This is a genomic window from Arthrobacter silvisoli (genome assembly GCF_003369445.1).
GTDB lineage: Bacteria > Actinomycetota > Actinomycetes > Actinomycetales > Micrococcaceae > Arthrobacter > Arthrobacter silvisoli.
In genome coordinates this window covers 35,237-54,035 of record NZ_QRCU01000074.1, presented here as the reverse complement: position 1 = coordinate 54,035, position 18,799 = coordinate 35,237, and the positions used below count along the sequence as shown (strand labels likewise).

The 18,799-nt window shown below is 67.7% G+C and carries 18 protein-coding genes; 9 read left to right on the top strand and 9 right to left on the bottom strand.

The features are described from left to right. Positions 1-79 precede the first annotated feature (79 nt). From DWV11_RS16800 to mca, 4 genes are all read right to left on the bottom strand, one after another. On the bottom strand, positions 80-580 hold the full coding sequence (locus DWV11_RS16800; RefSeq protein ID WP_115790067.1) for a DUF2087 domain-containing protein: 501 nt from the start codon (positions 578-580) through the stop codon (positions 80-82). After that, entirely contained in the window at positions 577-2,823 is a 2,247-nt protein-coding gene (locus DWV11_RS16795) for a thioredoxin domain-containing protein (RefSeq protein WP_425452073.1), read from the bottom strand. Before DWV11_RS16795 ends, DWV11_RS16800 begins: the two co-directional genes overlap by 4 nt. Continuing rightward, positions 2,795-3,067: a hypothetical protein gene (locus tag DWV11_RS16790; RefSeq protein ID WP_115790069.1), complete on the bottom strand. Its 273-nt coding sequence runs from the start codon at positions 3,065-3,067 to the stop codon at positions 2,795-2,797. Before DWV11_RS16790 ends, DWV11_RS16795 begins: the two co-directional genes overlap by 29 nt. An 87-nt stretch (positions 3,068-3,154) precedes the next feature. After that, positions 3,155-4,060, bottom strand: a complete 906-nt coding sequence (gene mca, locus DWV11_RS16785) for a mycothiol conjugate amidase Mca (RefSeq protein WP_115790065.1) — start codon at positions 4,058-4,060, stop codon at positions 3,155-3,157. A gap of 123 nt (positions 4,061-4,183) precedes the next feature. On the opposite strand from mca, the gene DWV11_RS16780 reads away from it, so the two are divergent. Next, positions 4,184-4,642, top strand: coding sequence for a DUF4307 domain-containing protein (locus tag DWV11_RS16780; RefSeq protein ID WP_115790064.1), 459 nt, complete (start codon positions 4,184-4,186; stop codon positions 4,640-4,642). A 152-nt stretch (positions 4,643-4,794) separates the two neighbouring features. Beyond that, on the top strand, positions 4,795-5,289 hold the full coding sequence (gene greA, locus DWV11_RS16775) for a transcription elongation factor GreA (protein WP_115790063.1): 495 nt from the start codon (positions 4,795-4,797) through the stop codon (positions 5,287-5,289). A 92-nt stretch (positions 5,290-5,381) separates the two neighbouring features. Here greA and DWV11_RS16770 read toward each other — a convergent pair whose 3' ends face one another. The 4 genes from DWV11_RS16770 to DWV11_RS16755 form a co-directional block, all read right to left on the bottom strand. Next, complete coding sequence (locus DWV11_RS16770) at positions 5,382-5,999, bottom strand: rhomboid family intramembrane serine protease (RefSeq protein WP_115790062.1); 618 nt, start codon at positions 5,997-5,999, stop codon at positions 5,382-5,384. A 10-nt stretch (positions 6,000-6,009) separates the two neighbouring features. After that, positions 6,010-7,248, bottom strand: coding sequence for a threonine ammonia-lyase (gene ilvA / locus DWV11_RS16765; RefSeq protein ID WP_115790061.1), 1,239 nt, complete (start codon positions 7,246-7,248; stop codon positions 6,010-6,012). 3 nt (positions 7,249-7,251) lie between these two features. Then, positions 7,252-8,589, bottom strand: a complete 1,338-nt coding sequence (locus DWV11_RS16760; RefSeq protein ID WP_115790060.1) for an AI-2E family transporter — start codon at positions 8,587-8,589, stop codon at positions 7,252-7,254. Positions 8,590-8,650: 61 nt separating this feature from the next. Next, positions 8,651-9,589, bottom strand: coding sequence for an aldose 1-epimerase family protein (locus tag DWV11_RS16755; protein ID WP_245953741.1), 939 nt, complete (start codon positions 9,587-9,589; stop codon positions 8,651-8,653). Between the two features lie 80 nt (positions 9,590-9,669). Here DWV11_RS16755 and galT point away from each other — a divergent pair, with 80 nt between their 5' ends. From galT to DWV11_RS16740, 3 genes are read left to right on the top strand one after another with little or no spacing between them, the layout of a single operon-like run. After that, on the top strand, positions 9,670-10,833 hold the full coding sequence (galT, locus tag DWV11_RS16750) for a galactose-1-phosphate uridylyltransferase (protein WP_115790058.1): 1,164 nt from the start codon (positions 9,670-9,672) through the stop codon (positions 10,831-10,833). Beyond that, the gene (galK, locus tag DWV11_RS16745; protein WP_115790057.1) at positions 10,830-12,014 is read left to right on the top strand and encodes a galactokinase; all 1,185 of its coding nucleotides are present in this window, start codon (positions 10,830-10,832) and stop codon (positions 12,012-12,014) included. The genes galT and galK overlap by 4 nt, the downstream gene beginning before the upstream one ends. 43 nt (positions 12,015-12,057) lie before the next feature. Next, the gene (locus DWV11_RS16740) at positions 12,058-13,296 is read left to right on the top strand and encodes an acetyl-CoA C-acetyltransferase (RefSeq protein WP_115790056.1); all 1,239 of its coding nucleotides are present in this window, start codon (positions 12,058-12,060) and stop codon (positions 13,294-13,296) included. A gap of 59 nt (positions 13,297-13,355) precedes the next feature. On the opposite strand, the gene DWV11_RS16735 is transcribed toward DWV11_RS16740, so the two are convergent. Beyond that, a complete protein-coding gene (locus DWV11_RS16735) occupies positions 13,356-14,291 on the bottom strand; it encodes a Bax inhibitor-1/YccA family protein (protein WP_115790055.1) in 936 nt (311 codons plus the stop codon). A 414-nt stretch (positions 14,292-14,705) separates the two neighbouring features. Between DWV11_RS16735 and DWV11_RS16730 the strand changes: the two genes are divergently transcribed. From DWV11_RS16730 to DWV11_RS16715, 4 genes are read left to right on the top strand one after another with little or no spacing between them, the layout of a single operon-like run. Next, positions 14,706-15,986 (top strand): branched-chain amino acid ABC transporter permease, encoded by a 1,281-nt coding sequence (locus tag DWV11_RS16730; RefSeq protein WP_115790054.1) that lies wholly within the window; start codon positions 14,706-14,708, stop codon positions 15,984-15,986. 9 nt (positions 15,987-15,995) lie between these two features. Next, the gene (locus DWV11_RS16725; protein WP_115790053.1) at positions 15,996-16,967 is read left to right on the top strand and encodes a branched-chain amino acid ABC transporter permease; all 972 of its coding nucleotides are present in this window, start codon (positions 15,996-15,998) and stop codon (positions 16,965-16,967) included. Continuing rightward, the gene (locus tag DWV11_RS16720; RefSeq protein WP_115790052.1) at positions 16,964-17,965 is read left to right on the top strand and encodes an ABC transporter ATP-binding protein; all 1,002 of its coding nucleotides are present in this window, start codon (positions 16,964-16,966) and stop codon (positions 17,963-17,965) included. Before DWV11_RS16725 ends, DWV11_RS16720 begins: the two co-directional genes overlap by 4 nt. Next, the gene (locus tag DWV11_RS16715) at positions 17,962-18,747 is read left to right on the top strand and encodes an ABC transporter ATP-binding protein (protein ID WP_115790051.1); all 786 of its coding nucleotides are present in this window, start codon (positions 17,962-17,964) and stop codon (positions 18,745-18,747) included. Before DWV11_RS16720 ends, DWV11_RS16715 begins: the two co-directional genes overlap by 4 nt. Positions 18,748-18,799 lie beyond the last annotated feature (52 nt).

Below are 18,799 nucleotides of genomic sequence, written 5' to 3'. Positions count from 1 at the left end.
GGCCTACATCCCAGAAGCGGCCCCAGGCTCACCGACCCGGGCCCCCTTCCCCCTGCCTCTTGACAGAAACGACTACATATTAGCTTCCCGGCAGGAAGTACGTGCTGCCGTCGGGCGTCCGCTGCACCAGGCCGGCGTCCACCAAGTAGCGCCGAAGCATCACGTGGTCGTCGGCGTACTCCAAAAGCCGGGCGCTGAACACCGGCTCATCGAGGACCTCGCCCGGCGCCAGGACCTGCCCTGCGATCCATGCCAGGAGCAGACGCCGCTGTTCCTGGTTCGCCGGGTACCTGTCGATCCGCCCGTCTTTCCGCAGGAACCGATCAAGGCCGGTTCCGTCCGCCGCACGTCCGGGACGCCGGAGAAACCGCTGAAGGTAATCCCGGCTGACGCCGGGAACTGGTTCCGCACCGGCAAGCACTCCGGCGTCCGTCAGGGCCGCACGCGCTTTGCTCCTCTCCAAGGCAGAGAGCCGCTTGCCTTCCCGTTCGGCCTCTTCGAGGACCACTTCGGCAAACGCAATCCTGGTCTTTTCATTGAGCAACAGGGCGATCAATCCGCGCCACTCCACGCCGCTCATCGCTCCCCCGTGTCCGTCGGGCTGCCCGTCATGGCGGCGAGCTCTTCCTCGAGTTCCGCCAGCGAGGCCACCGGCCGCCGGCAGACCATGTCCCGGCACAGGTACACCTGCGGCGACCCGTCCGCCGCGGCGGTGCGATACTCCAGCAGCGGGACCGGTTCCTTCTCAGGAAGCTGCCCGCCGTCGTCGGGGTCCTGTACGGCCACCACCAGACCGGGGCTCGGCGAGAGCAGCAGCCTGCGGTGCAGTTCGCGCCGCAAAGGCCCGTCCGGTCCGGCGACGGCGGCCTCCAGCGGCCCTGCCAGGGCGGCCTGCGCGGTGGCCAGGAGCCAGCCGGCCACGCGTGGAGCACGGGTGGCGATCGGCGGCAGCAGGTTCAGGATGTTCCCGGCCATGGCCCGCTGGGCGTGCGAGCCCGAATACGCGGCGGATGTCAGCAGGGCGCCGGCGAAGGCGGCGGCACCGCTCGGGGCGGCGTTGTCGAAAGGGTCCAGGGACGGTTGTTCGCCGGACGCGCGGAGCACTTGTCCGGACTCCCCCGCCGAATCGGACAGGCGGCCGCCGGCGGCGAAGCGACTTGCGGCTTCCGCCAGCAGCTCCTGCGCGAAGGCGTACCAGCGGACCCGCCCTGTGACCGCGTAGAGCGACAGCAAGCCCTCCGCGCAGAAGGCGTAGTCCTCCAGGAGGCCGCCGATTCCGCGGGCCGTCCCTTCGTGGGAGACCCGGCTGAGCCGCGGGCGCCCGGGGCCATCACCAAGGGACGGTCCGGGTCCCCAGTGGACCCGCTGCAGGTAGCCGGCAATGTTCTCCGCCGCCTTGACGAACCGGGGTTCGTCGAGGATGGCCCCGGCCTCGGCCAGGGCGGCGACGGCCAGTCCGTTCCAGCCGGCCACCACCTTGTCGTCCCGTTCGGGCTGGGTGCGGCGCGCGCGTTCGGCCAGCAGCACGGGCCGGCACCGCTCCCACAGGCCGGCCTCGGCGGCGTTGAATCGGCGGCCCGGATGCAAGGGCGAGCCGTCGGCGGACACTGTCCCGCGCGCGGCAACGTTCATCAGCCGCGCCACCGCGGGCCCGTCCTCCGGCCCCAGGGCGCCGAGCAACTGCACCGGGTTCCACAGGTAGGTGGCGCCCTCGCGGTGGACGCCGTCCACTACGGTGTCGGCATCCAGGGAGGAGGCGAGGCCGCCCCCCGCGGCTGCACCCTCCGCACCCGCGCCGAGTCCCAGCGCATCGATCATCCATGCCGCGGCCTCCCGGGCCACGGCCCCGGCCTCCTCCGCCGGGAAGACCGGGTCCCCGCCCAGCCGGACCCAATGGGCGTACACCCGCACCAGCTGGGCGTTGTCGTAGAGCATCTTCTCGAAATGCGGAACCGACCAATCGGCCGTCACGGAGTAGCGGGCGAATCCGCCGTCCAGCTGGTCCCTGAGGGCGGAACGGGCCATCGCAGCCAAGGTGCGCCCGGCCATGTCCCGGGCCGCGTCCGACGTCACGGACGGGACCGCCGCGTGGCGGATGAGGAACTCCAGCACCGCCGACGGCGGGAACTTGGGTGCGCGGCCGAAGCCGCCGTCGTCGGGGTCTTCCGAGCGTGCCAGCACGCGGACAGCCTCGGCCGGCAGCCCTGCGTCGAGCGCTTGCGGGACGGCATCGAGGACGACGGCGGCCCCCGCCTGCGCGTCGGCCATCCCGGCGGCGAGCCCTCGGGCGTTCTGCTCGACGGCGTCGCGGCGTTCCAGCCAGGCCTCGCGGACCGCTTCGAGCACCTGCAGGAAGGACGGGCGGCCGGGCAGCGGCGCGGGCGGGAAGTAGGTTCCGGCGTGGAAGGCCAGGCCTTCCGGGGTGAGGAAGACGGACATGGGCCAGCCGCCCTCGCCGCTGATGGCCTGGGTGGCGGCCATGTAGACCGAATCGACGTCCGGGCGTTCCTCGCGGTCCACCTTGATGGCCACGAAATGGGCGTTCAGGTAGTCCGCGGTCTTCTGGTCCTCGAACGACTCATGGGCCATGACGTGGCACCAGTGGCACGCCGCGTAGCCGATGGACAGGAAGACGGGGACGTCGCGGGCCGCGGCGAGCGCGAAGGCGTCATCCCCGAAGGGCTGCCAGTGCACCGGGTTGTGGGCATGCTGGCGCAGGTAGGCCGACGGCTCGGAACCGAGGGCGTTGAAGCTGCCCGGCTCCGCCGAAGAACGGCCGGCGTCAGGGCGCTGCTCAGCGGGTTGCTGCGCCGCCATCACCATCGGCCTCGGCATCGGCGCCGCCCTCGGCGGCAAGGCGGGCTTCCTCGGCCTGGGCGCGGTAGCGGACCCGGCGGATCCTGCGGACCATGTCCACGATCAGGAAGGTCGTGAGCACCACGATGAAGGCCGTGAGGATGAAGCCCCAGGTACCGGGCGTCACCTGGTCCTCCGACAGGCCCGGCCGCAGGGACGGAGACGGCGAAGGTGCCGGGGTCGTGGCCAGGACGAGGAGCAAGTGGTGCACGGTTCAAACCTTCTGTGGGAGGTGCTGGCTGCCGGACGGTGTTTTCAGAACCCGATTTCTACGTCTGATAGAAATCGCCGGCACGTTCTATCTTAGCCCCGCGAACAGGTCCTTTTCGGGCAGCTGGGCCTCGATCCGGGAGTGCACCAGGGTGTAGTCCTCCCATGGCCACACTGTGCGCTGCAGCTCCGGAGAAACCGCGAAGAAGAAGCCCTCAGGGTCGATCTGCGTGCGGTGGGCACGGAGCGCGTCGTCGCGGAGCTCGAAGTAGTCTCCGCAGTCCACCTGGGTGGTGGTCTGGTGGGCAGGCCGCGGCGGGGTGTGGCCTTCGGCGTCTGCCTCAAGCCAGGCGGCCAGGCGGGCCGCGTACGGCGACTGCAGGCCGGCTTCCTCCAGGGCGAAGTGGAGGGCGCGGAACCGCTCGGGGCTGAAGGCGCGGTCGTAGTAGAGCTTGGCCGGGGCCCAGGCCTCCCCGGTGCCCGGGTAGCGCTCGGGATCGCCCGCCGCGTGGTACGCCTCGACGGCCACCTTGTGCGCCATGATGTGGTCCGGATGGGGGTAGCCGCCGTTCTCGTCATAGCTCAGGATGACGTGGGGCTTGAAGTTACGGACCAAGCGCACCAGGGGCGCGGCGGCGCGTTCCAACGGCTGCAGCGCGAAGCAGCCCTGCGGCAGCGGCGGCATCGGATCGCCCTCGGGCAGGCCGGAATCCACGAAACCGATCCACTGCTGGCGGATGCCGAGGATCTTCGCGGCGGCATTCATTTCCAGCCGGCGGGCGCCGGCCATATCGCGCTTGGGGTGCGGCGCGTCCTCCATGCCGGGGTTCTGGATGTCACCACGCGAACCGTCGGTGCAGGTCGCCACCATCACCTCGACGCCGGACGCGGCATACATCGCCATGGTCGCCGCACCCTTGCTGGATTCGTCGTCCGGGTGCGCGTGGACCGCGAGGAGGCGGAGCGGGGCGGCGGAGCTGGTGGATGTGCTCATCCTTCAGGCATTCCTCTTTCTGGTGCTGCCGGCCGGGGTGCCGCCGGCACTGCTTGGCCTGCGTGCGGGTGGCAGGTGATGGGCGGTGCAAGGGTGCCGCCGGATGCGCACTAAACTGGACAGGTGACTTCGGAAGACCCCTCGGCTACGGCGCTGCCGGCAAGTACCAGCCTAGCCAATCGCTACGGCGGCCAAAAGCGGCGCCTCGGGCGCAAGGGGATGCGGAACCTGGTCATCGTTGCGCTGCTGCTGGGCATCGGTTTCATGGCCTGGATCGCCACCACCAGCGCCACCGCGCCGGTCACCTTCAAGGACATCGGATTCCACGCCACGGATGCCACGCAGATCGAGGTGGATTTCCAGGTCGCCAAGTACCCCGGCGCAACGGCCAAGTGCGCGGTGAAGGCGCTGGATTCCAAGTTCGCGGTGGTCGGCTGGAAGGTCGTGGAGATCGGCCCGAACGAGCCCAAGGACGGCGCGGACGGCGGCCGCACCACCATCCACCGGCTGGCGCTGCGGACCGAGTCCGAAGCCGTTTCCGGCGTCGTCGACAATTGCTGGATCGTGGACAGCGGCCACTAGGACGGTGTGACGCGCGACTCCTTTGGCTTTTGGTTTGTCCACAGGATTGACTACACTGGATCAATACCTCTACCCCGCTGAGCTGGTTACTGAGTTCCACGAGTGGCCACCGCTGCGGGGTCTTTTGCTTGCAGATCCATAAGGAGAAGTCCGTGTCTACCACCAACAGCGCAACTGCAGCGTGGCTTACCCAGGACGCATATGACCGCCTGAAGGCCGAACTGGAGCACCTGTCCGGGGCCGGCCGCGCGGAAATCGTCCAGAAGATCGAAGCTGCGCGCCAGGAAGGCGACCTGAAGGAAAACGGCGGTTACCACGCTGCCAAGGAAGAGCAGGGCAAGATCGAAGCCCGCATCCGCCAGCTGACCGCGCTGCTGCGCGATGCCCAGGTGGGCGAAGCCCCGGCCGATGACGGAATCGTCGAACCCGGCATGCTCGTCGTTGCCCGCATCGCCGGTGATGAGGAAACGTTCCTGCTTGGCTCCCGCGAAATCGCCGGGGATTCCGACCTGGACGTCTTCAGCGAGAAGTCCCCGCTCGGCGTCGCCATCATGGGCCACAAGGAAGGCGACAAGCTCAGCTACACTGCCCCGAACGGCAAGGAAATCCCGGTGGAGATCGTGTCCGCCAAGCCGTTCACCGGCTAAGCCAGCGCTTTAAGCGCGACGCCGGTCCTCCCCTTGTGCGGGAGGGCCGGCGTTTTGCGTTGGACCGTAGATCCAGAGGCGTCAACCCGACATCAACTGCGGGCTACCTGGGCTGGCCGGAGCAGCACAGCGGAGAGGACGCCTCCCGCCGCACCGCCCAGGTGTGCCTGCCAGGACACGACGCCCATCACGCTGGGCAGGATCCCGAAGAGGATGCCGCCGTAGGCCAGGAACAGCACCACCGACAGCAGCAACTGCCACCAGTTGCGGTTCAGGACCCCGCGCACCAGCAGGAAGGCGAACAGGCCGAAGACGAGCCCCGACGCACCGACCGTCACGCCGCCGCCGATCAGCCAGACCGCCACGCCGGAACCCAGCCAGCTCAGCGCCATGGTGATCAGGAAGACCCGCAGTCCTGAAAGGAACACCAGGAAGCCGAAGACGATCAACGGCAGGGCGTTGGAGAACAGGTGCCCGAAGTTGGCGTGGAGCAAGGGGAACGTGAGGATGTCCAAGACCCCGTCCAAGCTCCGCGGGCGCAGGCCGAAGGTGCGGTTGAGCCCGTGTAGGAGCAGGGTGTTGATCAACTCAATGACGGCCAGCAGCGCCACGAAGCCGCCCATGAGGAGCAGCCCTCCCTTCGCGCGCGCCGCGAGGGATTCCTTCCCGGGGGCCGACGGCTCCGGGGTGCTGCCGCCGAGGTAGGCCATGCCGGCCCCGTCAGTGAACCACGATCGGCTGGAAGCCTTCGGCGCGGAGCGCTTCGAGCACCTGCTTGCTGTGCTCGTGGCCCTTGGTTTCCAGGTTGATGGTGATCGAGACGTCACCCATGCTGATGGCGCCGCCCACGCGGGTGTGGTCCAGGCCCGTAACGTTGGCGTCGTTTTCGGCGATGATCCGGGCGATGGTGGCCAGCGAACCCGGACGGTCGTCGAGCATCATGCGCACGGTCATGAAGCGCCCGGCCGCCGAGAGGCCGCGCTGGATCACCTTGAGCATAAGCATGGGGTCGATGTTGCCGCCGGAGAGCACCACGGCCACCTTGCCGGGGTTTTCGATGGTGCCGTCCATGAGCGCGGCCACGCCGACCGCACCTGCCGGCTCCACGACCATCTTGGCGCGTTCGAGCAGGAAGATCAGCGCCCGGGCGAGGGAGTCCTCACTGACGGTGACGACGTCGTCCACCAGTTCGCGGATGATGCTGAAGGGCAGCTGTCCGGGACGTCCGACGGCGATGCCGTCCGCCATGGTTGACACCTTCTTGAGCGGCACCAAGGCATCGGCGGCGAGGGAGGGCGGGTAGGCCGCCGCGTTTTCGGCCTGGACGCCGATGATCCGGATCTCGCGGCCGAGTTCCTTGGCCTTGGCCTTGATGGCCACCGCGACGCCGGCCAACAGCCCGCCGCCGCCGACGCCCATCAGGACGGTGTCGACGTCGGGAACCTGTTCCAGGATCTCCAGGCCGATGGTGCCCTGGCCGGCCACGACGTCGACGTTGTCGAAGGGGTGCACGAACACCGCGCCGCTTTCGTCGGCGTAGCGCTGGGCCTCGGCGAGCGCCTCATCGACGTTGTGGCCGTGGAGCACCACTTCGGCGCCGTGGCTGCGGGTTGCGGCAAGCTTGGGCAGGGCGACACCGAGGGGCATGTAGATACGGGCCTTGATGCCCAGGCTCTTGGCGGCGACGGCCACGCCCTGGGCGTGGTTGCCGGCCGAAGCGGCCACGACGCCGCGGGCCTTCTCCTCGGCAGAAAGGCGGGCCATGCGGACGTAGGCGCCGCGGACCTTGAAGGAGCCGGCGCGCTGCAGGTTCTCGCACTTGAAGAACACTTCGCCGCCCACCATGGCGCCAAGCGCCCGCGACGTTTCGATCGGCGTCTTGGTAATAATGCCCTCGAGCAGCTCCTGCGCCTTAAGGACATCGTCCAGGGTGACGGGCAGGGTTTCGAGGGTGTTCACGGATTACTCTCCTTTGTCGGTCTCGGCTGCCGGGTCCTGGCCGTGGCCTGGCCGGACGGCCGTTTCATGGGTGGGGGCAACGCTGCCGCCCGGTGACTGCTTGCCGCCGTGCGCAGGGCGCAGGCCGGCAGGCCGGGTGTCCTTGATGGTGGGGTCCTGGTCGGGATCCTCCACCTCGGCTCCGGCCTCCTTGTAGGCGGCGGACAGTCCTTCATCATGTTCCCACGTCCGGGCGGCAATATAGCGTACCGCCGTATTTGCTACGGCCAGCAGGGGCACGGCGAAGAGCGCGCCGGGGATCCCCGCGAGGTAGGAACCGGCGGCAACGGAGAGGATGACGGCCACCGGATGCAGGGACACGGCCTTGCCCATGACGACCGGCTGGAGGATGTGGCTTTCGAGTTGCTGGACCAGCAGCACGATGCCGAGCATGACCAGTGCGTTGACCCAGCCGTTCGCCACGAGGGCCAGCAGCACGGCGATCGCGCCGGTGAGGAGGGCACCCACCACGGGGATGAAGGAGGCGATGAACACCAGCACACCCAGTGGCAGGGCCAGCGGAACCCCGATGATCGCGGCACCGGCACCGATGCCCACTGCGTCCACGAAGGCCACGAACATCTGGATGCGCACGTAGCTGACCATCGAGGCCCAGCCGCGGCGTCCGGCACCGTCGGTGGCTGCGCGGGCCCGCTTGGGCAGCAGCCGCACCAGGAAGCTCCAGATCCGTGAGCCTTCCAGCAGGAAGAAGATCAGGATGAACAGCGCCAGGACCAGCCCCGCCGCAAAGTGGCCAGCCGTGCTGCCGAAGGACAGCGCCCCGCTGAGGATGCTGCTGCTGTTGTTCTGCAGCGCGTTGACGCCGTCCTCGATGTATTTGTCGATCTGGTCGGCGGTGATGTGCAACGGCCCGTCGGCGAGCCAGGACTGGACCTGCTGGATGCCGGTCAGCGCCTGCTGCCACAGTTCGCCGAAGCCGGTGGCGAGCTGCCGGCCCACGAGCGCGAGTGCGCCGGCGATCAGGCCGATGAAGCCCAGCACCGTGATGGCCACGGCGAGGCCCTTCGGCATGCCCTTGCGCAGCCATGCGGTGACCGGGTGCAGCAGGCCGGCCAGCAAGGAGGCGACCATCAGCGGGATGATAAGGAAGCTGACCTTGGACAGGAGCCAGATGAATGCCCCGCCCACCAGCAGGATCAGCCCGACCCGCCAGGCCCAGGCTGCCGCGATCCGCACGCCGTAGGGAATGTCCTGGGCAATCTCGTGCTCGGAAAGCCGGGGCGGAACCGCCACGGGATGCGCAGGCGGCGAGGCGGGGGCGGCGTCTGGTGTGGGCGTCATGCCCCCATAATTCCGCAGCCTGGCCCGGATGGGAAACCGCCGGGCCCGGGTGGAATTGCACTCAGAGCGCCGCCGAAATGCCCCACCGCATGGTGAAGGAGGCACCGGGCTCCAGCCAGCGGAGTCCCTCGCCCGTGTTGAAGGCATTCGCGGGGCCGGTCATGGGTTCGATCGCCACCGCTTTGCTGCGCCCCGGGAAATTGCCGGTCACGAAGACGTGCACATAGCCGCAGTTCCCGTCCTGTTCCAAGGTGACGCTTCGCCCGTCCGGGGCGCTGAGCACGTGGCGGGCCGTGCCGCCGTCGAACTCCAGGTCCGTGTAGGCGACGTCGATGTCCAGGTCCGCGACGGCGGCCCCGCCACCCAGCGCGTAGACGCCGTCCGCGGGCGCGGTGCCGCGCGGGATGAGCCGCTCGTCCGCGACCAGGCGGGTGGCCGCCCGGACAGTCAGGAGCAGTTCCTCCGGGGCGGTGTCGCCGAGGCGCAAGTACGGGTGGGCGCCAAGCACGAACGGAGCCGCGGCGCGTGAATCGTTGATGAGGGTCTGCGAGACGCGCAAGGCGAGGTCGGCGTCGATCTCGTAGCGCACCCGGTGCCGGGCCAGGAAGGGGTAGCCGTGCTGCGGGAAGATCACGGCTTCCAAGGTGACCGAGAATTCGTCTTCGTCCACCAAGGCGTACGCCGCGTTCCGCAGCAGGCCGTGGCTGGCGTTGTTGCGGCTCACCTCGGTGATGTCGAGCTGCTGCTTGGCGCCGTCCAGGTACCAGACGCCGTCTTCGACGCGGTTGGCCCAGGGCGCAAGGGTGATGCCGGTGGCGCCGGGCGGGAGTTCGTCGTCGTTGTAGCTTTCGGTCAGCTGCACGCCGCCGCGGCTGAAGAGGCGCAGGCCGGCAGCCAGCTCGGTAACGACGGCGAGCGCGTCGCCCCGGCGGATCTCGTACTGGCGGCCGCTGGCAAAGCGGCGGGATTCGGTCTTTTCACCGGCGATCTCGGTAGGCATGGCATAACCGTACTGCATCGGCAGATGTGATGTTTTGTTAATTTATTTGCACTTTTGGTTAGTTGTGGAATGATTGTGACATGACTCGCCTTAGCAGCACTTTCCTCGCCGACGGCCGGGAGCTGATGTATTTCGACGACGCCGGCACTCCGCCGCGGGACCCCGCCTCCTTGGTGGACCACCGCAGCCTTCCGCCGCGCGCCGAGCCGGGCGAAGTCCGCTTCGACGCCCTGAGCGGAGACTGGGTGGCCGTCGCCGCCCACCGCCAGAGCCGCACACACCTGCCACCGGCAGACCAATGCCCCATCTGCCCCACCACACCGGACAACCCCTCGGAGATCCCGGCGCCGGACTACGACGTGGTGGTCTTCGAAAACCGCTTTCCCTCGCTTGGCCCGGCCACGGGAAAGCTGCCAGAGCCCGACGGACACAACGGCTGGGGGTACAGCGCTCCCGCCTACGGCCGCTGCGAAGTGGTCTCCTTCACGCCCCAGCACACCGGTTCCTTCGGCGAGCTGAGCGAACAGCGCGCCCGCACCGTGATCGAGGCCTGGGCACAGCGCACTGAGGCCCTGAGCGCCCTGCCCGGCATCAAGCAGGTCTTCCCCTTCGAAAACCGGGGCGCAGAGATCGGCGTCACCCTGCACCACCCGCACGGTCAGATCTACGCCTACCCCTACATCACCCCGCGCGCCGGGGTCCTGGCCTCCGCAGCAGCTGTCCACTTCGAACGGAGCGGCGGCAAGGAAACCCTGGCCGAATCCATCCTGGGTGCGGAACGCAGCGACGGCAGCCGCATGGTCCTGGCGGCGGAGCACTTCAGCGCATACGTCCCTTTCGCAGCGCGCTGGCCCCTGGAGATCCACCTGGTCCCGCACCGGCACGTTCCGGACCTGGCCGCCCTGAACGGCGCCGAGCGCGATGAACTGGCCGTGGTGTACCTGGAGCTGCTCAAGCGCTTGGACCGGCTCTACCCCACGCCCACGCCCTACATCTCGGCCTGGTATCAGGCACCCCTGGAACCCGCGCTGCGCGACTCCGGACGGCTGCACCTGCAGCTGACATCGCCCCGCCGCGCCGCGGACAAGCTGAAGTTCCTCGCCGGCTCCGAGGCGGCCATGGGAGCCTTCATCAACGACACCACCCCCGAAGCCGTGGCCGAAAGGCTGAGGGCAGTTGCCAGCCCCGCCCTCAACGGCACCCTCCCGGCCAAGGACACTCTTCAGGAAGGAGCACGCGCATGACCCGCACCCGGGCAGCTGACCACACCGGCGGGCAGCTCCACAACGGACTCGCCGCCCGCTTCGAAGAGGCTTTCGGGACAGTGCCCGACGGCGTCTGGCAGGCACCGGGGCGCGTGAACCTGATCGGCGAACACACCGACTACAACGAAGGCTTCGTGCTGCCTTTCGCGATCGACAAAACTGCGAAGGTAGCCATCCGGCTGCGCGATGATTCCACCGTGCGCCTGCTGTCCACCTACGGCGAGCAGGGCGTCGTGGAAGCAGACCTGGCGGAGCTCACTCCCGGGTCCGGCAAGGGGTGGAGCAAGTACCCCTTGGGCGTCGCCTGGGCCCTGCAGCAGCGGAATATCACGGTCCCGGGATTCGAGCTGCTCCTCGATTCGGATGTTCCGCTGGGTGCCGGCCTGTCCTCCTCGCACGCCATCGAATGCGCGGTCATCAGCGCCCTGAACGAACTCACCGGCGCGGGGCTGGCCGCCGAGGACATGGTGCTGGCCACCCAGCAGGGCGAGAACGGCTTTGTCGGCGCACCGACCGGCATCATGGACCAGTCCGCGTCCCTGCGCGGCAGCAAAGGCAAGGCGGTGTTCCTGGACTGCCGGGACCAGAGCGTGCAGTTGGTCCCGTTCGACGCCGAAGCCGCGGGCCTGGTCCTGCTGGTCATCGATACGAAGGTGTCGCATTCCCACGCCGACGGCGGTTACGCCTCGCGCCGCGCGTCCTGTGAGCTGGGCGCCCGGCTCATGGGCGTCCCGGCACTGCGCGACCTCGCGGTGGAACAGCTCGACGACGCCGCCCGGGTCCTCGACGACGTGACGTTCCGCCGGGTCCGGCATGTGGTCACGGAGAACGCGCGCGTGCTTGAGACAGTGGAGCAGCTGGCGGCAGGAGGCGCGGGCAGCATCGGCGGGCTCCTGGACGCGAGCCACGTTTCGATGCGCGACGACTTCGAGATCTCCTGCCCGGAACTCGACCTCGCTGTCGATACGGCGCGCACCAACGGCGCCATCGGCGCGCGGATGACCGGCGGCGGTTTCGGCGGCTCCGCGATCGCCCTGACCCCGGCGGGGCTGGAGCAGCAGGTGCGCGACGCCGTCGAGCGCTCCTTCGCGGAGGCCGGTTACACCGCGCCGGACATCTTTACGGTCACCCCGGCCGCCGGGGCTTCCCGGCTGGCCTGAGCGGGCACGGTCCGCGGACTTGGCGCGGGCGTAAGCTGGGCCCATGACTGAGGCTGTCATCGTGTCCATGGCCCGCAGCCCGATCGGCCGGGCCTTCAAAGGCTCCCTCAAGGACGAGCGTCCGGACGACCTGGCCGCCGCCATGGTCACGGCGGCGCTGGGCAAGATCCCGGCGTTCGACGCCGGCGCGGGCCCCGGGCCCGGATTGGACGACCTCTATTTGGGGTGCGCGGAACCCAGCGGCGAAGCCGGCTCGAACATGGCCCGCGTGGTGTCCGTGCTGTGCGGACTCGACTACGTCCCCGCCGTCACGGTCAACCGCTTCTGCGCCTCCAGCCTGCAGACCCTGCGGATGGCCTTCCACGCGATCCGGGCCGGGGAGGGCCATGCCTTCCTCGCCGGCGGCGTGGAGTCCGTGTCGCGGTACCAGAACTGGGCCGGCGCCGGAGAGAGCGATGCCGGCGCGCACAACCCGCGCTTCGAGGCGGCCAAGCAGCGCACGGCGGCCCGGGCGGCGTCGAACACTCCATGGACGGACCCAAGGCTCGGGGACCGCCTGCCGGACATCTACATCGCCATGGGCCAAACGGCGGAGAATGTTGCCACCACCTACGGGATCAGCCGCAGGGAACAGGACGAATGGGGTGTGCTCAGCCAGAACCGGGCCGAAGCCGCGATCGCCTCGGGCTTCTTCGAGCGCGAAATCACCCCATACACCCGCAAGGACGGCACCACGGTGGAGCGGGACGACTCGCCCCGGCCAGGTGTGACATTGGAGGGCGTCAGCGCCCTGGAGCCGGTGTTCCGCCGGGAGGGCACCGTCACCGCCGGGAACGCGTGCCCGCTGAACGACGGCGCGGCCGCCGTCGTCGTCATGAGCAGCTCCCGCGCGCGCGAACTCGGCCTGACACCGCTCGCGCGGATCGTCTCCACCGCGGCCAGCGCCCTCTCCCCCGAGATCATGGGCATGGGCCCGGTGGAATCCAGCAGACGTGCCCTGGACCTGGCCGGGCTGACCATGGCGGACATCGACTTGGTGGAACTCAACGAAGCCTTCGCCGTGCAAGTGGTGGCCAGCGCCCGCGAACTGGGCATCGATCCGGAGAAGCTTAACGTCCACGGCGGCGCGATCGCCCTGGGCCACCCGTTCGGCATGACCGGGGCCCGGATGACCAACACCCTGCTCAACGGCCTGCAGGAACGCGACGGCACCTTCGGCCTGGCCACCTTGTGCGTTGGCGGCGGGCAGGGCATGGCCGTGGTGTTCGAACGGCTCAGCTGAGACGCAAGAAGAGAGGGCCCCGCCGAAACGGGGCCCTCTCTCCTTGCTTGTTGCTGTGGCTAGTCGTCGCCGCGCAGGATCGCCAACAGGCGGATGATTTCGACGTACAGCCACACGAGGGTGACGGTCAGGCCGAAGGCAGCCATCCAGGAGTACCGTTCCGGGGCGCCGGCGCGGACGCCTTCCTCGATGCTGGTGAAGTCCATGATCAACGAGAACGCGGCCAGGCCAATGGCCAGGAGGCCGATGATGACGCCCAGCGGAATGCCCGCGATCTCTACGCTCGTGCGCAGGCCGAAGGGCTCGGTGACGGCACCCGTCAACATCATCACCATGTTGATGAGGGCAAAGACGGCGTAGCCGATCAGGGCGATCATGAAGAAACGCATTGCCTTCGGGGTGGCGCGCACCTTGCCGCTCTTGAAGAGCAGGAGAGTCACACCGGTCACCGCGAGGGTTCCTATGACGGCCTGCAGTCCGACGCCCGGGAACAAGCCGTCCAGGATCCGGGTGAGCCCACCCAGGAACAGGCCTTCGAGGCCCGCGTAGGAGAGGATCAGGGCCGGCGAGGGCTGCTTCTTGAAAGTATTGACCATGGCCAGGACAAAGCCGCCGAGCGCGCCCACAATCATCAACAGGCTGGCGGTGCCCATCGGCACAAACAGCGTCACAGCCGCGCCGAGGACCACCACGGCGAGGCAGGCCGCGGTCTTGATGATCACGTCGTCGAACGTCATGCGGCCGGTTTCGACCGGACCGGCGGCCGGCCGCTGGTACATCTGCTCGAGCTGCTCGCTGCTCAAGCCCGGCTGCTGGGCCTGCCAGCCCGGCTGGCCATAGGGGTTCTGGCCATAGGGGTTCTGGGCGTACGGATTCTGGCCATAGGGGTTCTGGGCGTAGGGGCTTTGGCCGTAAGGATTCGCAGGAACAGGCGGTGCCTGCGTGGCCCCACGGAAGTTCTTTCCGTTGAAGATCGGGTTGCCGCCGAGTGCCATGGTGGGTTGTCCTCCTGAATAGGGGCGAAGTGATAATTCACGCTACCAAGTCCTACGCACGGCGGACCGGGAAAGTTCCACTTGCCGCCACAGTTTAGGAACACCCCGGCACTTGGCGGATTTCCTTTAGCCACGCTGAACATATTGTTGCCTTGGACTTCACAGTTGTTATCTGATCGCGACCTCCGGAGCCCCCGCGCACAGCATTATTCGCGCTCGCTCGGCGGTAGCATAAGCACGCATGGGTGATGCATGTCACACAGCGGAGGCTACGGAAGCTGTGCGCCTGGCCCATGACCGTTCGCTCCGGCTGCAATGGCGCACCGGGACCACCCCCAATGTGGAAGGTTCTCCATCTTGAGAAGCACAAGCAGAAAGCGGTCCAAGAGACCGTATGCGGGACTGCGGCACGTCGTGGGGGCGCTTTTCGCGATCCTCGTGGCAGCACTGCTGCTGGCAGCACCCGCCGCGCAGGCAGTCACCCCTTCGCCTTCGCCGTCGCCCGCTCAACAAGGTTTCCAAAACAGCATCAGCGGCTTCCTCCGCGACGACGCCCGCGCGCCGATCCCCGGCGTCCGGATCACGGCCAGAGGCAACAATTTCGAAGGCACGGCGACATCGGGCGCCAACGGCTCGTGGACCATCCCGGTGCCGTCCAAGGGCACCTACACCGTTGAACTGGATACCTCCACCCTGCCGAACGGCATCAAGCTCGCCGAAGGCCAGCAGAACCCGCGGGACGTTTCCTTCAGCCAGACGTCCAATCTGTCGGTGATCTTCGCCTTCGGCAAGGGCATCGTGGTCCAAGGCCAGGACTTCGGGCAGGACCTGCTCAACCGCCTCGTGGCCGGGGTGAGCTTCGGCATGCTCCTGGCCCTGGCGTCGGTGGGCTTGTCCTTGATCTTCGGAACGACCGGCCTGACCAACTTCGCCCACGGCGAGATGGTGACCATCGGCGCCCTCGGTGTCTTCGCCTTCAACGCCTGGGGGCTGCCCGTCTGGCTGGCGATCGCGCTGGCCCTTGTCGTGGGAGCCGCCTTCGGGTACATCCAGGACGCCGGACTCTGGCGTCCGCTGCGGCGCCGCGGCACCGGCCTGGTGCCGATGATGATCGTCTCGATCGGCCTGGCCCTGGCTGCCCGGTACGTTTTCCAGTTCTTCTTCGGCGGCGACACCCAGCAGCTCCCCGGTTCGCAGGTCACGGACGTGCAGCTCGGGCCGATTTCGGTCTCGCCGAACACGCTCTGGTCCCTGTTGATCTCCGCCGTGGTGATCGCGGGCCTCGGCCTGCTCCTGCTCAAGACCCGGCTCGGGAAGGCCACGCGCGCCGTGGCGGACAACCCGGCACTGGCCGCCGCCTCGGGCATTGACGTGGACCGCGTCATCCGGGTTGTCTGGGTGGTCGGCGGGTTCCTGGCCGCCTTGGGCGGCATCCTCTGGGCGTACTACCGTCCCGGCGTCACCTGGGACATGGGAACGCAGATCCTGCTTGCCATCTTTGCCGGCGTGACCCTCGGCGGCCTCGGCACCGTGTTCGGCGCCCTGGTCGGGTCATTGGTTGTCGGCATCTTCATCGAACTGACCAGCCTCGTGCTGCCACCGGACCTGAAGTACGTCGGCGCACTCGTCGTCATGATCGTGGTCCTTCTCTTCCGTCCGCAGGGCATCCTCGGCCGGCGTGAGCGTGTGGGTTAGGAGCAAGCAATGGATTTCGGAAACATCCTCTCTCTCGCCCTCGGCGAAATCGTCACCCCGACGACGGCGGCCTACGCCCTTGCCGCGCTTGGCCTCGCCGTCCACTTCGGCTACTCGGGCCTGCTGAACTTCGGCCAGGCCGGTTTCATGGCGGTGGGCGCCTACGGCTTCGCCATTTCGACGCTCACCTTCAAGGTTCCGTTCGTGGTCGGGTTCCTGATCGCGTTGCTCTGCTCAGTCACCTTCGGGCTCCTGCTCGGCGTTCCCACCCTGCGCCTGCGCGCCGACTACCTGGCCATCGTCACCATCGCCGCGGCTGAAATCATCCGGTACATCGTCACCACCAATACCTTGTTCCGGGTGACCGGCTCCGCGGATGGTCTGTCTTCTTTCCAGCGGGAATTCGATTCCTTCAACCCCTTCCCGGCCGGAACCTACATCTTCGGGTGGAGCAACCGGGAGTTCTACGTCCGCATCGTCAGCTGGACCATCGTGATCCTGTGCGCTGTCCTCGTCTGGCTCCTGATGCGCAGCCCCTGGGGCCGCGTGCTCAAGGGTATCCGCGAGGATGAGAACGCCGTCCGCTCCCTGGGCAAGAACGTCTACGCCTACAAGATGCAAGCCCTGGTGATCGGCGGCATCCTCGGCGCCTTGGCCGGGCTCCTGTTCACCCTCCCCCGCGGATCGGTGCAGCCGGCCAACTACGCAACTGAGCTCACCTTTTTCCTGTGGACGGTGCTGCTCCTTGGCGGCATGTCCACGGTGCTGGGCCCGATTGTCGGCGCCATGATCTTCTGGGTGGTGCTGTCGTTGACCCAAAACCTGCTCGCAGGACTCATCGAGTCCGGTGCGATCACTTTCCTCTCGATCGTCCAGGCCGGCCAGTTGCGCTTCATCCTGGTGGGCCTCGCCCTGATGCTCCTGATGATCTTCAGGCCGCAGGGCGTCTTCGGTAACAAAAAGGAGCTGGCGTTCGCATGAGCGAGACCAACGATCAGAACCCAGGGAACATCGACTACATGACAGATTCCCGGGCAATCGCCGTCGGCGAAAACCTCCCGGGCTGCAAGAAGCGGGACCCGATCTTGGTGGCAGACAACGTCACCCGGAACTTCGGCGGCATCAGCGCCGTCGACGTCGAACACCTCGAAATTCCGCGACACAAAATCACCGCACTGATCGGCCCGAACGGCGCCGGCAAGACCACCCTGTTCAACCTGCTGACAGGCTTCGACACCCCCCATTCCGGGGCGTGGACCTTCGAAGGCAAAGACATCGCCGGCGTCTCCTCCTACAAGTTGGCACGCATGGGCATGGTGCGCACCTTCCAGCTGACCAAGGTGATGGGCAAGCTGACCGTCATGGAGAACATGCGGCTGGGAGCGGCACAGCAGCCGGGCGAACGGCTGTCCAAGGCCCTGTTCAAGAACATCTGGGGCGGCCGGGAACGGGAGATCACCAAGCAGGCCGACGTGCTGCTGGAGAAGTTCAAGCTGGATGCCAAGAAGGACGACTACGCGGCGTCCCTGTCCGGCGGCCAGCGGAAACTGCTGGAAATGGCCCGCTCCCTGATGGTGCAGCCCAAGCTGGTGATGCTGGATGAACCCATGGCCGGCGTCAACCCGGCGCTCACACAGTCCCTCCTGGACCACATCAAAAACCTCAAGGCCGAAGGCATGACCGTCCTGTTCGTCGAGCACGACATGAACATGGTGCGGCACATCGCCGACTGGGTCGTGGTAATGGCCGAAGGGCGGATCGTCGCCGAAGGCCCGCCCGGCGAAGTCATGAAGGACCCCGCAGTGATTGATGCCTACCTGGGCGCCCACCACGACGTCGACCTCGGCGACGCACAAGGCATCCGGGAGCTCGAGGCCGAACTCGAAGCGGACGAAGAATCGATCGTGGGCACGGAGGACGCCGGCATCATCGCGCCGGAGGCCGTCGAAGCCCATCTGGAAGAGGAGGAAGGCAGATGAGCGCCACCAGCGCCATGCCGGCTGCAAGCAGCAAGCCTGCCGGGGAGGCCGTCGTCAAGGTCACGGACCTGGTGGCAGGCTACCTGCCCGGCGTCAACATCCTCAACGGCTGCAGTATCGAGGCCCGCAAGGGCGAACTGATCGGCATCATCGGGCCGAACGGCGCCGGCAAGTCGACCCTGCTCAAGGCCATGTTCGGCCTGGTGAAGGTGCACTCGGGTTCGGTGGTGGTGCACGGCAAGGACCTCACGGGGCTCAAGGCCAACAAACTGGTTGCCCAGGGCCTGGGCTTCGTGCCGCAGACCAACAACGTGTTCGCGGCGCTGACCATCGAGGAGAACCTCCAGATGGGCCTGTTCCAGCGGCCCAAGGCCTTCGCGGAGCGCTTCGAGTTCGTCACCGAGCTTTTCCCTGAGCTCGGCCGGCGCCGTGCCCAGCGTGCGGGCTCGCTCTCAGGCGGTGAACGCCAGATGGTGGCCATGGGACGGGCCCTGATGATGGATCCGGCCGTGCTGCTGCTCGACGAACCCTCGGCAGGCCTCTCCCCGGTCAAGCAGGACGAGACGTTCCTGCGGGTCCACGAAATCAACCGGGCAGGCGTGTCCGTGATCATGGTCGAACAGAACGCCCGCCGCTGCCTGCAGATCTGCGACCGCGGCTACGTCCTGGACCAGGGCAAGGACGCGTACACCGGAACCGGCAGGGAGCTCATGAAGGACCCCAAGGTCATCCAGCTGTACCTGGGCACCCTCGCGGACACCGTGGAGGGCGAGGGCCAGTAGGGCCAACCCGAAGACCACACCAACCCGAGACCACACAAAGGAAGCCCCGGAG

What these genes read in the sequence shown, in the direction of transcription:
- galK (WP_115790057.1), top strand. Translation starts at nt 10,830, where the DNA reads ATGACCCGCACCCGGGCAGCTGACCACACCGGCGGGCAGCTCCACAAC.
- DWV11_RS16800 (WP_115790067.1), bottom strand. Translation starts at nt 580, where the DNA reads ATGAGCGGCGTGGAGTGGCGCGGATTGATCGCCCTGTTGCTCAATGAA.
- DWV11_RS16725 (WP_115790053.1), top strand. Translation starts at nt 15,996, where the DNA reads ATGGATTTCGGAAACATCCTCTCTCTCGCCCTCGGCGAAATCGTCACC.
- galT (WP_115790058.1), top strand. Translation starts at nt 9,670, where the DNA reads ATGACTCGCCTTAGCAGCACTTTCCTCGCCGACGGCCGGGAGCTGATG.
- mca (WP_115790065.1), bottom strand. Translation starts at nt 4,060, where the DNA reads ATGAGCACATCCACCAGCTCCGCCGCCCCGCTCCGCCTCCTCGCGGTC.
- DWV11_RS16795 (WP_425452073.1), bottom strand. Translation starts at nt 2,823, where the DNA reads ATGGTGATGGCGGCGCAGCAACCCGCTGAGCAGCGCCCTGACGCCGGC.
- DWV11_RS16740 (WP_115790056.1), top strand. Translation starts at nt 12,058, where the DNA reads ATGACTGAGGCTGTCATCGTGTCCATGGCCCGCAGCCCGATCGGCCGG.
- DWV11_RS16770 (WP_115790062.1), bottom strand. Translation starts at nt 5,999, where the DNA reads ATGGCCTACCTCGGCGGCAGCACCCCGGAGCCGTCGGCCCCCGGGAAG.
- DWV11_RS16735 (WP_115790055.1), bottom strand. Translation starts at nt 14,291, where the DNA reads ATGGCACTCGGCGGCAACCCGATCTTCAACGGAAAGAACTTCCGTGGG.
- DWV11_RS16720 (WP_115790052.1), top strand. Translation starts at nt 16,964, where the DNA reads ATGAGCGAGACCAACGATCAGAACCCAGGGAACATCGACTACATGACA.
- DWV11_RS16755 (WP_245953741.1), bottom strand. Translation starts at nt 9,589, where the DNA reads ATGCCTACCGAGATCGCCGGTGAAAAGACCGAATCCCGCCGCTTTGCC.
- DWV11_RS16760 (WP_115790060.1), bottom strand. Translation starts at nt 8,589, where the DNA reads ATGACGCCCACACCAGACGCCGCCCCCGCCTCGCCGCCTGCGCATCCC.
- DWV11_RS16715 (WP_115790051.1), top strand. Translation starts at nt 17,962, where the DNA reads ATGAGCGCCACCAGCGCCATGCCGGCTGCAAGCAGCAAGCCTGCCGGG.